This window comes from Parasphingorhabdus sp. JC815 (assembly GCF_040717415.1).
Taxonomy (GTDB): domain Bacteria; phylum Pseudomonadota; class Alphaproteobacteria; order Sphingomonadales; family Sphingomonadaceae; genus Parasphingorhabdus.
Window position 1 is genome coordinate 26161 of the sequence record NZ_JBFEFM010000007.1, and the last position, 14836, is coordinate 40996.

Annotated in this window: 13 protein-coding genes; 10 read left to right on the top strand and 3 right to left on the bottom strand. The window is 51.4% G+C overall.

What is annotated here, in order from left to right; all coding sequences use genetic code 11:
- Window positions 1–78: 78 nt before the first annotated feature.
- Window positions 79–1317, bottom strand: a complete 1239-nt coding sequence (locus AB1K62_RS13935; protein ID WP_367004440.1) for a potassium/proton antiporter — start codon at window positions 1315–1317, stop codon at window positions 79–81.
- A 169-nt stretch (window positions 1318–1486) separates the two neighbouring features.
- Here AB1K62_RS13935 and AB1K62_RS13940 point away from each other — a divergent pair, with 169 nt between their 5' ends.
- Together AB1K62_RS13940 and AB1K62_RS13945 are read left to right on the top strand one after the other, a co-directional pair.
- Window positions 1487–2221, top strand: a complete 735-nt coding sequence (locus AB1K62_RS13940) for a TorF family putative porin (RefSeq protein ID WP_367004442.1) — start codon at window positions 1487–1489, stop codon at window positions 2219–2221.
- A gap of 15 nt (window positions 2222–2236) precedes the next feature.
- A complete protein-coding gene (locus AB1K62_RS13945; protein ID WP_367004444.1) occupies window positions 2237–3082 on the top strand; it encodes a hypothetical protein in 846 nt (281 codons plus the stop codon).
- A gap of 309 nt (window positions 3083–3391) precedes the next feature.
- Here AB1K62_RS13945 and AB1K62_RS13950 read toward each other — a convergent pair whose 3' ends face one another.
- Window positions 3392–5050, bottom strand: a complete 1659-nt coding sequence (locus tag AB1K62_RS13950; protein WP_367004446.1) for a SpoIIE family protein phosphatase — start codon at window positions 5048–5050, stop codon at window positions 3392–3394.
- A 231-nt stretch (window positions 5051–5281) separates the two neighbouring features.
- On the opposite strand from AB1K62_RS13950, the gene AB1K62_RS13955 reads away from it, so the two are divergent.
- From AB1K62_RS13955 to AB1K62_RS13970, 4 genes are read left to right on the top strand one after another with little or no spacing between them, the layout of a single operon-like run.
- The gene (locus AB1K62_RS13955) at window positions 5282–7762 is read left to right on the top strand and encodes an MFS transporter (RefSeq protein WP_367004448.1); all 2481 of its coding nucleotides are present in this window, start codon (window positions 5282–5284) and stop codon (window positions 7760–7762) included.
- Window positions 7752–9083, top strand: a complete 1332-nt coding sequence (locus AB1K62_RS13960) for a histidine kinase (protein ID WP_367004451.1) — start codon at window positions 7752–7754, stop codon at window positions 9081–9083. The genes AB1K62_RS13955 and AB1K62_RS13960 overlap by 11 nt, the downstream gene beginning before the upstream one ends.
- Window positions 9080–9481 carry a Crp/Fnr family transcriptional regulator gene (locus AB1K62_RS13965; protein ID WP_367004452.1) on the top strand — a complete coding sequence of 134 codons (402 nt, stop codon included), beginning with the start codon at window positions 9080–9082 and terminating at the stop codon, window positions 9479–9481. Before AB1K62_RS13960 ends, AB1K62_RS13965 begins: the two co-directional genes overlap by 4 nt.
- Window positions 9478–10701: a hypothetical protein gene (locus tag AB1K62_RS13970; RefSeq protein ID WP_367004454.1), complete on the top strand. Its 1224-nt coding sequence runs from the start codon at window positions 9478–9480 to the stop codon at window positions 10699–10701. The genes AB1K62_RS13965 and AB1K62_RS13970 overlap by 4 nt, the downstream gene beginning before the upstream one ends.
- Here the strand turns inward: AB1K62_RS13970 and AB1K62_RS13975 are convergent.
- Window positions 10696–11028 carry an STAS domain-containing protein gene (locus tag AB1K62_RS13975; protein WP_367004456.1) on the bottom strand — a complete coding sequence of 111 codons (333 nt, stop codon included), beginning with the start codon at window positions 11026–11028 and terminating at the stop codon, window positions 10696–10698. The two genes, AB1K62_RS13970 and AB1K62_RS13975, sit on opposite strands and share 6 nt — an antisense overlap.
- A gap of 141 nt (window positions 11029–11169) precedes the next feature.
- Between AB1K62_RS13975 and AB1K62_RS13980 the strand changes: the two genes are divergently transcribed.
- From AB1K62_RS13980 to AB1K62_RS13995, 4 genes are all read left to right on the top strand, one after another.
- On the top strand, window positions 11170–11586 hold the full coding sequence (locus AB1K62_RS13980; protein ID WP_367004457.1) for an ATP-binding protein: 417 nt from the start codon (window positions 11170–11172) through the stop codon (window positions 11584–11586).
- Window positions 11587–11676: 90 nt separating this feature from the next.
- On the top strand, window positions 11677–12174 hold the full coding sequence (locus tag AB1K62_RS13985) for an SET domain-containing protein-lysine N-methyltransferase (RefSeq protein WP_367004459.1): 498 nt from the start codon (window positions 11677–11679) through the stop codon (window positions 12172–12174).
- 26 nt (window positions 12175–12200) lie between these two features.
- Window positions 12201–13418 carry a diaminopimelate decarboxylase gene (locus AB1K62_RS13990; RefSeq protein ID WP_367004462.1) on the top strand — a complete coding sequence of 406 codons (1218 nt, stop codon included), beginning with the start codon at window positions 12201–12203 and terminating at the stop codon, window positions 13416–13418.
- Window positions 13419–13722: 304 nt separating this feature from the next.
- A complete protein-coding gene (locus AB1K62_RS13995) occupies window positions 13723–14805 on the top strand; it encodes an HWE histidine kinase domain-containing protein (protein ID WP_367004463.1) in 1083 nt (360 codons plus the stop codon).
- Window positions 14806–14836 lie beyond the last annotated feature (31 nt).

The window sequence follows — 14836 nt, forward strand, 5'->3', positions numbered from 1 at the left end:
AGCCTTGAAGAACCATGATGTCTCTATCGCCGCAAAAGCCATTCGACAAGCGTCTGCATCTGGTTATGATTTATGTGGCTAAGCATCGAGCGCTGATGCCGCGGACTTGGTTTCGTCCGCTTCTTCGCGTTGCCCGACATTAAGCCGCGCGGCTACCCAATTGATTGTTGGCCCTTGAATAAGGCTGGAGAGCAGCACCACAAAAAACACAATATTAAAAATTGCGAACGCGCCGGGAACACCGGCAACCACAGGGAATGTCGCCAGCACGATCGGCACCGCCCCGCGCAGCCCCGCCCATGAGACAAACAGCTTCTCCCGCAAGCTAAACTGGCGAAATGGGGCAAGACAGAGAAAAACACTCAACGGGCGCGCGACCAGCATAAGAATGAAAGTGATAGCAAGCCCCGGCACGATAACATCGACAAGATCGGTCGGCGCGACCAGCAAGCCAAGCGTCAGGAACATCACCACCTGCCCAAGCCAGGCCAGACCATCCTGGAATGTCGCTACAATTTTTTTGGTGGCATACGTGCGATTCCCGGCAACGATACCCGCAAGATAAGCCGCCAGAAAACCGTTACCCCCCACAACTTCTGCGAAACCATAAGCGATAAGCGCCCCTGCTATCGAAACCACAAAGGCCAGACCACCATGACGATAAGGCGAGCGTTTGAGCACTTCGGGGATTAGCCAGCCGACAGTCAAACCGATTGCCCCGCCCATCGACATTTGCAAAAGATAATCCGGCACAAGGTTTATCACCGGAGCCTGCGGCACAGTTATGAGCAACAGCACCGCACCGACAAGAAAAATAGCCGTGGGATCATTCGCCCCGGACTCCAGCTCAATTAAAGAGGGCACATCCCCGTCCAGATCCAGCTTGGATGCGCGCAATATCGCAAAAACCGCAGCAGCATCGGTAGAGGCTACCACCGCGCCTAGCAAAGCCCCCTGTAACCAGTCCACGCCAAGGATTAACACAGCCGCCGCCGCGATTGTGCCGGCACTGATTACAACGCCAAATGTTGCCAGCACCAGCGCCGGCGCGGCCACCCTTCGCACAATGCGCCAGTCGGTATCGAGCCCACCGGAAAAAAGGATGAATATAAGGCAAGCGACGCCCACCCCTTGAGTGAGAAGATAGTCACTAAATGCAATTCCGCCCGGCCCGTCCACTCCGGCAACCATGCCCAGACCCAGAAATCCGATCAGGGCCGGAAGTCCGAACCGGCTCGACAAGGTGCCAGCGAACACCGTCGCCAACAATAAGCCGCCAATGACAAGTAATGCGATTTCCGGGGAATCTGGGACCATCTAGCTTTTATGAATATCCCGCTGCGTCATAGCAACAGGTCTCTGAAAAATATGTGCAATACTTATAGAAGCATCCCCTCTCTTCCGTTCACACAGAAATCATTATTTACGCATATTTATCTTATTTATCTTATGATACGAACCTATTACAGGAGCGGGACAAATATTCATGATAAAACGGCCAATGAAAAAGAGCTGCAATTTCAAGGCGTGCGGGGCATTGCTTTTATTCCCGCTTTGCTGGTCAGCCGGTGCCAATGCCCAGGAAGCACGCCCCTTAACCGCGCCTCCTCCCTCTATAGATGTGTCTTTCAATATTGGCGCGGTGAGCGATTACCGTTTTCGCGGGCTAAGCTTTTCCGACCGCGATCCTGCCTTGCAGGGCGGGATTGATATTTATCATCAATCCGGGCTGTTTGCCGGGGCGTGGGCGACTACCATCGCGGAGTATAGCGGCTCGGATATCGAGCTGGACCTTTATGGCGGCTATGCAGGCGAAGCAGGCGGACTGGAATATACCGCGAGCGCTTATTATTATGTCTACCCCGGCGGTAAAGACGCAAATTATCTCGAGCTTCAGGGCATTATTGGCAAAACCATCGGGCCGGCCCAATTGGAAGTGGTGATGGCTTACACCCCGGATCAGGATAATGCCGTCGATAATCTTTACCTTGGCGCGGGGGCAAATGTCGCTATTCCGAACACGCCTTATACCGTCAAACTACGCGGTGGCCGCGAGAACGGCGCCTATGATAACAAATGGGACTGGCAAGCCGGAATTACCTATTCGCGGGACTGGCTGACTATCTCGGCAAGCTATATCGACACCGACTATTCCGGAATTACCGAGGCGGGCCGCAATGGACGGGCCGGATTTGTGGCTTCTGTAACAGCAAGTTTCTAAATCGCTGATACTTATATGCCTAAAATGGGAACACCGGACCAGATGACAGGAAAAACAGCAAAAGACCAATCCCCGCCGCGCCTGTTTCTTTCGGTCGACATGGTCGGGTCAACGCAGTTCAAAGCCCGCTTTACCGGCAAGGATAGCGCCGACTGGCTTGACACATTCCGCACATTTTTCACCAATTTCCCGCTGATGCTGGCCGGTCAGGTCGGCTTTGAATTTCTGGACGACGAAGGCTCCACACCTGCGGTTGATGTCTGGAAAGTCATGGGGGACGAGATGATCTTTGTCGCACAGCCCTCCAGCCCCGAAGAAATGACCGCAATCCTCTGTGCTCTGCTTCGCACCATGCAGCTTTACGAGGACCGTCACTATGAAAAATTACCATTGCGCCTGAAAGGCACGGCATGGCTTGCCGATTTCAATGGCCAGAATATCGAAATAGATATTCCCGAATTAAGCGATGACGGGGGGCAGCATATCGACTTTATCGGTCCGGATATTGACCTTGGCTTCCGCTTATCAAAATATTCGCGGCCCTCTTCGCTGGTGCTGTCTATCGAGCTGGTCGATATATTGCTGACCGCGCAGAACAGCAGCATGGCCGCGCTATATCTCGTTGGCAGCGAGATATTAAAGGGCGTGATGTTTGGCCGCCCCTATCCGATATTCTGGATGCACCTTGCCGATGAGGAATTTATGTTCTTTCCGTGGGAAACAGAAGCCTGTTCGCTCATGGACAAAGCCATGAACATGACGCCGACCCCCGAGCCCGAATTATTGCAAGCCATAGGCGATATGCGCCATTATCTCAAAAAAATGCAGGGGATTGAGCAGCCCGTAATGACGCTGGGTTAGGGGCATGGGGGGCAAGTGTTGGAATACCCTAATCATCCCAGCACCGTCATTCTCGCGAAGGCGGGAATCCAGCTAGGCCGCGTGGACAAATTCGATAGGTCGTTTCAACGTTTGTTATGCAGCCCATAAGGTCGGTTTGGGAGGACCGACGCCACAAGTGGGTCGAAATTCCTACGGCCATGCAGCATTTCCCACGTGCGAGGGTCGACTAACAAAGCGGCGTCGGACAAGGCCGCAACCTACTGAATTAGAATGCTGAATTCCCGCCTGCGCGGGAATGACGAGTGGGGGTTCTGGGGTGACGATGCTTTAGGAAATTTCAGGTTCACTCTGCGTCGCCGCGCCTTCATAACAGATCACCAATATCGCAATATCATCGGATTGCGGCACGCCGCCGGCAAAGCTGTGGACGCTGCTCACCAGCCCCTCGGCCACGAATTTTGCTGATGGTTTGGCCTTCGCCTGCGCCAAGGCCGTATTTATTCCGTCCGTGGTGTAAAGCGCCTGATCGGCATTTTCTGCCTCGGACACACCGTCGGTAAACATCACCAGCGCATCGCCCGGCTGTAGGGTGAAATGGTCGGTCAGATAGGACACATCGTCAAATACGCCCAATGCCATGCCCGGCTGTTTTGCCATGCGTTCCACCGACCCGTCAGCCCGCACGACAAAGGGGGCTTCATGGCCGCCATCGCTATATTCCACTTCGCCTGTCCGCAGGTCGAGTATGCCGCAAAAGGCCGTCACAAACATTTCGGCGGCGTTATCGCGGGAAAGCTCTGCATTGACCCGTTCCATGATTTCGCCGGTGCTCTTGGCATTCAGTGCAGTGGCTTTGAATAATGTCGTTGTCATCGCCATGAACAAAGCAGCGGGGACGCCTTTGCCGGACACGTCTCCAACCACGAAAAACAGGCGGTTGTCGTCGATAAGCGTGTAATCATAAAGATCGCCGCCGACTTCCTTTGCCGATTCCAGCAAGGCATAGACATCAATGTCATTGCGCTCTGGAAAGGGTGGAAATTTGCGGGGAAGCATGCCGATTTGAATGTCCCGTGCCGCGGATAATTCACCCTCGACCCGCTCGCGTGCCGCTGTTGCCGCCTCCACCTCGACCAGATAGCGTTGCAGCCGCGCAATCATGGTTGCCATAGCATCGGCAAGGGAACCAACCTCGTCCCGGCGCGATCCGCTAATTGCTTTAATCTCTTCCATCTCCTCCACATCCGGCTGAAAGCTGTTCCGCTCCATGTTGCGGGTGAAACTGGTCAGTTTCAACAATGGCCCGACAATCCGGGTAATCAACAACCACCCGACCAGCATCGACAGCACAAACATCGCCAGCCCGACGCGCACCGATCCGACCAGCGCGGCAAATAAACGGTCATCCAGTATCGCAAGGCTGACATCTGCGCCAATTACATACGTCCGGCCATCGGGCGCTTTAACCGGAAGGTAAATCGAGCGGAACCGGCCAAAGGAATCGTCATATTCATCAAAACGCACACGGCCATCACGAAAACTTTCATACAAGGCTTTTGGCGCGGTTTTATAATATGCAAAGTAACCAGTCTGTGTTCCCGCTTCGATTTCTGCTGGTGTCGCGCTGGTGGAAACAGTGTGGATTTCCTCGCCAAACAACATGTAACTATAGACATAATCAAGATCGGAACGCTCGGCAAAGCGCGACATGCGGTTTTGCAATTGATTAAATTCGCTGCTTGAGATCGAGTTTTCATCTTCGATGCGTTGATGATAGCCGTCAGGGATAATTTCACGCACGGCGTGGGCCGCTGTACGCAACCGACCGTCAATTCCTGCGACAATCTGTTCGCGGTCAACATAATATAATACCGCTGAATAGGCGATGGCCGCGACAAGATTCAAAACGAATAATAGCAGTAGAAGCTGTGTTTTTAGACCAAAGCGGTGGGTGCGTAGCGCCGCCGTTTCATCATTATATTTCATCTATATTGCCCCCGCCTAATCATCCGGTATTCATCGGTTCATTCCATACCGCCGCTATTAACCATATTGTGTTAAGAAATTCGTGCCATAGGAGCCAACTCTATCTGTGGTGATCTAATAATATCAAAGTAATTATGAGGCGAGGGGGAAATACAGATTCTTATTAACCGCCTTTTCCGTGTCCAGCCCGGGGAATGGGCAAAGCTATCACAATTCGGATTGCTTGCCTTATTGCTCAATGCGGGTCTGGGCGTCGGGTTCAGTGCCAGTGACGCTGCGTTTATCGGCAATGTCGGACCGGATAAGCTGCCTGTCATCTTCATCCTGACGCCATTGGTAATGCTCGTATACACCGCGCTTTTTTCCTATTTGATGGTGCGTTTCTCGATTGATCATGTTGTCGATGTGACATTGGGAATATTATTTGCGGGCGGCGTTATTTTATGGGCCTTGTTCGAAGCTGCCCTGTCGCCGCAATGGCAGATCATCCTATATTATGCCCTGAAACTCTATGTCGTCATGTGGTATATTGCGCTCTATTCGCTGTTCTGGAATTTCACCGACTCCTATTTTGATATTCAGGATGCAAAACGGTTATTCCCTTTATTTGCTGCTTGTTGTGCACTGGGCATGGCGATGGGCGCATCTCTTGTCGGTTTATTTGCCGCATCACTCCCCATGCATTATTTCATGCTGGTCTGGTCCGGCATTATATTGCTTACGGTGCCGGTTGCCCAGCTGTTGCGACGCAAGTGGAAGCGTATCGCGGATAGCGACATTGATATTGGCGGGGAAGAAATCAACGTGCGTAGCCAAATCGCGCTTGTTGTCTCTGCGTTTGGCCGGTCGCCTTATGTATTGCTGCTCACTCTCACGCTTTTTGCCACCCTGTTGCTCACCAATTTTATCGAGTTTCAATATTCCTCGGTCTTTGAGATCGGGCGCAGCGAAGCACAGCTAGCCGCCCTGTTCGGGCAGCTTTATGCCGGTGCCAGTATATTCAACCTGCTGGTTTGCCTGTTCCTGTTTAACCGCCTTGTCGGACGTATGGGTGTGCGTAATGTCGCGCTTATTTTGCCAATAACCTATTTCGCGGCCTTTGGTTTTTTCTTTCTGGTTGGCGGTCCGATGGCCGCTTTTGCAGCCTTTTTCGCCTATCATGGTGTCTTGACGTCAATTGAATATAATAACCAGAACCTGCTGTTTAACGCAGTGCCCACAGCGATAAAGCGGCCTTTGCGAACAGTGATTGAGGGGCTGGCCGAACCCTTGGCCAGTTTTTTGTCCGGCGGGTTTCTGTTACTGGCCGTGGTCAGCAGCGACATGCGGCAATTATCGGGCATTGGTGTCATTATTGCCGGCCTGCTGATATTTATCGTGCTGGCATTACGGCATTATTATCCCGCAGCGATGACGATCAACATGCGGCGCGGCTGGATGAACTTTGCGATGAATGCCGAAGCAAGCAAGGCCACAGATAATATTCGCAATAATCCGGCGACAGAGCCGGACCGGAACCGGACCAGAAAATTGATCAGCCTGCTAGAGCGGCTCGACCCCGCTTCACCGGACAAAACCAGTGAAACGATCAGCGCATTGCAAAGCCTGATCCTGCCGGGTGACACTGGCGTTGTTCGCCAACTGACGCGTATATTGCCACAGCTTGAACGGGCGCACCGCTTGGCGGTTATTGATATGCTTGAAATTATCAATGATGCCCAATCCATAGCGTTGATGGTCGAAAGCGCCGCGCAGCTTAGCCCGTTTGAGCGCCGCAAGTTTGAGGGGATATTGCTTAATTTCGGGGATATTGCGATTCCCGGACTGGCCGACTGCCTGTCCAATGCCGACATGTCCTATCGCACACGATCGCTTTCCGCCCGGGCTTTGGCGATGTTGTCCCCCGCCCAATTTGGCTCCCAGCTTGACCGGCTTGTCGAAAGCGAAGCCGCTTCTACGCAAAAAAGCATATTGATGGCGCGCAGACTTGGTGCGGAGGCCGATCAAACAACGGCACTGCGCCTTTTGGTAAAAGCGATTGAAGAACGCGTTGCAGAATCAGTGGATTTCATCCTTGAACTCTTGGCACTCAGTGGTCGGTTGCCAGATTTTGATCTGCTGATCGTTTCGCTACACTCGGCTAATCAAAAGGTGCGCGGCAATGCTATTGAAACAATCGAAAGCGGATTAAATTACCGCACATATAAAATGCTCAAGCCGCTGATCGAGCGTGAGGATAAAGCATCCCAATCGCTACCGCCGTATAATCAGGCCGGGATATGTGCATTGCTTGACGATATCCTCCAGACATCCCGGCCTTTTGAAGTCGCCGCCGCCGCGCAAGCGCTCTCTCGATATCTGGAAACATCCGATCTGGCTGGCCATTTACGAAAAGCGCTGATAGCAAATCCGGCGGAAATGGTGCGCTCGACTATTGCGATACTGCTGAATATCAATGCCGAGCCTACAGTCATTGATTTAGTGGCCGCTTTGCAGCAACGCCCCGAATTTAAGCATGCCTCGACACAGTCATTACTGGCATTGGTTGAGCATCTGGACCCTGCCAGAGAAGGTTCAGGCGATGTTGCAATTGACCAAGGTTCCGGGAGGCTATGGATAAAGCGCAAAAATATTGATGATGTCGCTTGCCGTTTCCCCGAGCTAGCGCTGATGATGTTGCGGATACAGGATGGGCGCGCCTATGCAGCATAAGCAAGTCAATCAGTCGGGCATCGCTATCCAGACCCTGTTACTGCGGTATTTTCTGCCGGCCATTGCCATTGTCGCCATTGCGCTGGCGATATTGGTTTATGACCGGATTTACGGCACAATATTGGAAGGTTTCGATGCCAAGCTGGAAACAACCAGCGCGCTTACCGGCGCTTTGATTGATCCGGCTGACCATGACTGGTTAATCCACGCAGCGCGCAAGAAACAGGCAGAGGGCGTATCGTCGGAAAATGACAGCGCTCATGCAGAGCAATCCCCGCAATATATTCGCAATGCCCTGCCGATGCGTAATATTCGTGAAGAACTGGATCTCACCTATCTCTATACCCAGCTAATAATAGGCGAGGGAGACATCCTCTATATTCTTGACGCCTCGGAAGGGGATGACCATTCCCCTCTCGGCTCGTCGGACCAGCTTCCGGCAGAGACGATGGACGGATTACGCAAGGTCGCAAAAGACGGTTCGGTCTATATCTCGCCGATTGAATATCAGGAACAATGGGGCTTGTTAAAAACTGCTGCGGCTCCGGTAGGCAGCATGGATAGCGACATCGCCGCCAGCGCGGGCGCGGATGTAAATATTTCGGTCATCCAGATTGCGACCCAGAATATCCTTTTTGTCAGCGCACTGATCGGACTTGCTTCTTTGATCATCTGCGGGTTGGTGACATTGATTCTGGTGCGGCGGATCGCCCTGCCAATCGCGCAGCTTAAAAATGATGCGTTAAAAATAGCAGCGGGCAAACTTGCTCCGCCCGAACAGCCTGGCTCGCCGCGTGAAGCGGCCATTTTGGGCGATAGCCTTACCAAAATCACCCGCAAAATTACGGGCATGAGAGACAAAATCCAGACCGAGATAAAACACTCCAAGCGCGAGCATGATAGAGCTTTTATCGACAATATTTTGCCCGTGGAGCCACAAGACAGAGCCGTCCGGCTGGTTGATAATGAAAGGACCTTGGCGCTATGGGTAGCCCGAACCAGCCCCCTGCCCGGGATGAACCTTAAGATATATGCCATGAAGATGCTGTCACAACGCATCGCAGAAGATAGCGAACTGGCATCCAACTGGAAAAATCTTGTTGATACCGCGCAGGACATTGTCATCATATTGGACCGCACCACGGGCACAGCAAATGTAACAGGCGAGACAGCGATTACCCTGTATAAGGACAAGGAAAGAACAAAGCCCGTCCTGTTATCACCGGGCAACAGCATCGACCTTGACGGCACAGGGCGCATCACTGTGCTTGTGGACCAGTGCGAAATATCACTGAACCTGCAAAGGAATGCGGCGCTATGAACCAGACTGACATAGCTTCCATCTGCTCGGCACTGCGCGCGCATTTGCCCTTTGCCGATTTGGCCCAAGGCGAGCTGGAAATCATCGCGCGCCATGGCAAAGAGCGGACTTATAAGCCCGGAGCGCTTATTCTGCCCAAGGGCAAAATTGCCGATATGCTTGTCGTTCAAACAGGCGGCGGCGCGATGATAAAACAGGGCGCAAGAAATACGCCCGCACCCGCGGTATTCGATGCCGCCGGACTATTATTCGGGCTGGCGACCGTCGGGGATTATATCGCCGGACCAGATGGCATGGACGCCCTGCTTTTCGCCAAGCCGCATGTCTATACCATGGCGCTGGAATGTCCGGCCTTCACCATCGGCGTGCTGCATATGCAAGAAAGCCACGCGCCATGAAGATCCGCACGACCATAATATTCTATACTGTGCCGTTGTTCATGCTGCTCGCCTGCGTCAACGGAGCGTTATTATATGTGCAGGACAGGGCAGAAATGGCCCGTGCCCTTGATGCACAGGCCATGGCAGCGGCAGTAACCACCGCGCAGTTTTTATCCGCCAGAAGCGATGCGGATATATTAACACAAGAAGATAAGAAACGCCTGTCCGGAGCAGCAGCAAATATTACCGGATTAAATCGGGTGATTTTCAAGCGGGATAATGCACCGGACATCAATTTGATAGGGTCATCTCGAAACAGCGGCCATTATGTTTCTGCGTCCACGCCAGCTGGGCCGGGCGCGTCTGTCGTAGCGCATATTGATGCAACACCTATGGATAGACAATTAGCCGCGTTAAAAACTCGCATAGCTTTGCTGATCTTTGGCGCGGGCTGTATTGGCGCTATATTGGGATGGTTTCTGGGGGGCCGGATAAGCCGTGAGTTCAATCATGTCATCACGTTGACAGACCATTTTTTTGACGAAAAAGCTGAAGCCTCCCGGACTAAATTGACAATTCGCGAAACAATCGACCTCTCCGGCGCGGTGCAGTTAATGCGGGCGAGCATGCGTGCCGCCCTGTCACGGCAAAGCAAGCAAATGGCATTTGTTGAAGATAATCGCAACGAAAGCAACAGCGTGCTTAGCTATAGGGATAGCTGCTTCCCGCCGATCATGTCAGAGATTTCAGGAACTGTGATTGCCATCAGGATGTTGGGCAATGCACCGGCAGGATGTTTCTATGCGATAGCGGAAAACGGACAGGAAGCCGCAGTCATTATCGGAGAATGTAGCGGCAACACCCCTGCTTTGGCATTGGCTAATGCTCTTGCTGCGCGGAGTTATTTTGAACGCAATATGTTACATGCTCCTACAGAAAACATAGTGGAAACAGGACGACGGGCATTTTCTATTGCCGAGATAAACCGGGTTTCATGGAGCATGGCTTCCCCGCCCGCGCAACAAATCATAGCATTGCTTAAAGACAATGATACCCGGCGCGCCCACGCCTATCATGCTCTAAATCCCGCATTGAGCCCTGATAAAATGTTAGAGGATTTGGCGGCTTTGCTAAAACCGCATGGGGTCATCGCTGTTCTTGGCGGCGAGCTTGACGCGGCTGGCAGGGCTGGCGAGGCGTTGAATCAGCCGAGCCATTGCCGGGAGCCAGCCCTATGACAGTGTGGAACGCGCGTCATCCACTGTTGGCGCGATAACAAAGATGCTTGTAAACCCGCTAATGTCAAAAACCTCCTGCACCGATTTCGCCAATCCCGTCAGGATCAATTTATGCCCGCTCGCTTTTGCGGTTTTCGCCCCTTTTAACAAAACGCGCAGCCCCGCTGAGCTGACATAGGGAACATTTGCAAGATCCAGTATCACCACCGGCTTTTCTTTCACCCGCTCAGGTAAAGCTGCCTCTAATATCGGGGCGGTATTGCTATCCAACCGGCCCGAAGCATGAAGTATATATGCGCCGTCTACGGCTTCTTCATTCAGGTCCATATATATTTTCTCTTTTTCAATCTGTGACGAATGAAGCCATTTGCAACCCGTCAGAATATTATTATTGAAATTGCGTTATATTTATACGTCGGTTAATTTTACATGGTATAATTCAGCAAGAGTCCGCTAGGGTCAAGACATATGGAAGCGCTTTTTTCCCGGACATTAGAAAAAGATCGCGATGATTTTGCGGCTCTGCTTGACGCGATAGAAAGTTTTTTGCGGGAACAATATATTCCCGACAAGACGGCTCAGCGCATCATGATTTCCTGTGATGAGGTTATCAGCAATATTCTTAATCATGCTAAAACAAGTGAAATAGCTGTTATTTCGGTCAATGTGAGAACAACACCCGAAAATGTTTCTGTCGAAATTATCGACAATGGTCCGGAGTTTAACCCGCTCTCGGTCCCTCCTCCCGATACCGGCCTATCGCTTGAAGACCGTAAAGCTGGCGGGCTTGGAATATATCTGGTGCGGGAGTTAATGGACGATGTCCGCTATATTCGAGAAAATTCGCAAAACCGTCTACTTTTTAATAAGATTCTTTCGTTATAGAGATTCTCTATTAGACTATTTAACTATTCGATCGGGAGTATACATGTTAGCGGCAATAATAAGGCGTAATGGAGCATTTCGATACATTCCATGATAGCATCATCAGACCATCCGAAACCAGCGCAAACCAGCGGCGACCCACTCACTCTTTGTTACATTGACGAGAGAAAGGGTCTGGGCGTCCGCACGCTCGTGGATACTGAAGCAAATGAAATAATCCATCATTTTAGCGGCGAGATTAGAACCGAGATAGAGCAGCACAGCCTTCAGATATCACATGACAGTCACATCTGTGGCACGGAATATATCGGCTTTCTCTTACATAGCTGCGCGCCGAATTGCCGGTTGGATATGACTGGTTTCAGCTTGATTACCATGCGCGATATCTCTGCCAATGAGGTGCTGACCGTCGATTATGCCGCGACCGAGGATTATTTGTTCCGCCAATTTGCCTGCCATTGCGGCGCATCCGATTGCCGCAACTGGATCACCGGACGACGCGAAACAATCTCTCCCGATGGCAAATCCTATCTTGAAACGCTAAAACGCGGACCCGTAATATCCTGCACCGCGCCACCCGCAATGTGACTGTCACCGAAAATCCGGATAGAGCTTTGAAAAACGGACTTTGGTGGGAACGGGAAGATTTGTGCTATCTTGATGGCCGCCTGCAATTTGCCGGTCAGGATGTCAGCTCATTGACAAGCCAAACCGCCGGGCCATTATATCTTTACAGTGCGGAGCGGGTTACGCGCAATCTTCGGCGCCTGACCGATGCGTTAAAACAAACGGGCAGCGCCCATCAGATATATTATGCAATGAAGGCCAACCGGTTTGTACCGCTTTTGGAAATGATAGCCAGAACCGGGCTTTGCGGCGTTGATATTTGTTCCCCCGGTGAACTGGACCGCGCGCTGGCATCGGGCTTTGCACCATCGCAAATCAGTTTTACCGGAACAGGTGTATCGGGTGATGATCTGGACCGGCTTTTGCAATATCCCGATGTCCACATAAATTGCGACACAATTGGCATGATCCGGCGGATTGGTGAACGCAAACCAAACAGCAGCATCGGCATAAGGGTCAATCCCGCCATGGGAACCGGATATGACGATAGCGAAAAGCTGATCTATTCGGGTGGTGGCACGACAAAATTCGGCATCTATCGTGAACAATGGCCCGAAGCACTGGCGATGGTCCGCAAATACGGGCTAATGGTCAATACACTGCATTTTCATGTCGGTTGCGGCTATCTTTCGGGGCAGCTTGACCGCTGGGAAAATGCAGTAAAAGCCTGTGCATCATTCCTGAAAGATCTTCCCGATATCAAAACCGTCAACATTGGCGGCGGCCTTGGCCTTCCTCATCGCAAGGATGATGAACCGCTGGATTTCGGGCAATGGGCAGACATATTGTCACGCCATATCGGCATTGAAAGTCCGTATGCCGGCCTGACCATTGCGGTTGAGCCGGGTGATTTCATCGTCAAGGATGCGGGCATGCTGGTCTTGACCGTCAATGATGTGGAAATGAAACGCGGCACATTATTCGCTTATGTCAACGGCGGCTTTAATCTCGCTCCCGAACCGGCATTTTATGACCTGCCGTGCGAACCGGTCGCTTGCATCATGCCTGCGGCTAATGACGACCCGCTAATTCCGGTAACAATTGCCGGAAATATTAACGAAGCGCTTGATATCTGGGCAATAGAGCATCCCATGCCAAATCTGCACGAGGGTGATTTTATCGCATTTATCAATGCGGGCGGATATGCAGCCTCAATGGCGTCAAACCATTGTATGCGCGGCGCGGCGACCGAATTTCTGGTATAATATTGCCACTGACAAAAAACTTTGCATCACTGGCGCCCTTCCGTCGCTATTGTTGATGCAACAGTCATCTACCCAACGAAAAACCACGGCCCCATGACGAAAACAAGTCGATCTGCTCGTCCAAAGCAGCGATCGCAAAGTCATCATATATCTGTACTTGCAATGCTGGCAGCTAACGGTCAAACATCTATCGCTAAAAAATGCACAATATATATTTTTTCAACCGGGACTTGCCTCAACTTGTCAACCAAAGCTCAATACTGACAAATATTAGTAACAGCCACATCATTAGAAAGTCATCGTTTTGCCACACAGATCAAAAGAAGTGCTTCTCGAAGAAATATTCAAGCTTCAGACGCAGCTGGCTAGCGCAGAGAAGGCTCGCAAACATGACGCGGAATATGCTGACGCAACCGCGGAACGGCTCCAGCTTCTTGAGTCTGTTCTGGACGTAGTACCGGTGGGCGTCGTGGTAACGGATACTGACGGCAAAATATTCATGGGCAACAAACAGATTGAAAATATGCTCAAACATCCCGTCTTTCATTCCGAAAGCGCGGATAACTATAGCGATTGGGTGTCGTTTCACAAAGATGGCAGGAAGGTTGAAAGCAAGGAATATCCGCTGTCCAAAATTATCCGGGACGGTGAGGAAGCCGCCGAAATTGAGGTGCTTTACCAGCGAGGTGACAATAGCAAATTCTGGGTCCGCATCATCGGCAAGCCCGTATCGGATGCAAACGGAAAGCGAATAGGAGCAGCAGTAGCGATGATCGATATAGATCAACGCGTTAAACTGATGGAGCAACAGGATCTTTTGATTGGCGAACTCAATCACCGGGTCAAAAACGCGTTTAGTGTGGTAAAAGCTATCGTCAGCCAATCTCTTAGAAGTGCGGAGGTTGAAGAAAATATTCGCGAAGCCATCGATAATCGTCTGCAAACATATGCGAACGCGCATGCCCAGCTTGTGGGTTCTGATTATGACAAGGCATCGGTAAGCGCAATCTGCGATAATATTTTATCACATATCTCGGAACAAAGGATTGAAACGAACGGACCTGATTTTCAAATACCGACCAGACAGGGCATGGCACTGTCGATGGCTTTATATGAACTGGCGACAAACGCTGTCAAACACGGCTGTCTGTCCGACCCTAATGGCAAGGTCCAATTGGTCTGGAATATTTCCGGCTCTGAAGGTGCCCAGCAAAATATTATTTTTAATTGGCAGGAACGGGGAGGGCCAGTGGTAGTTAAACCTGTAAGAGAAGGTTTCGGTTCCTTGATAGTCAAGCAAGCTCTTGAAGCGGAAACCAGCGGGCAAGTATCAATTGAATATAAGCCGGAAGGCCTGGAATGGACACTTGCCATGCCATGTGCATAGGAGCGACGTCATGTGTATAGAGACGACAAAC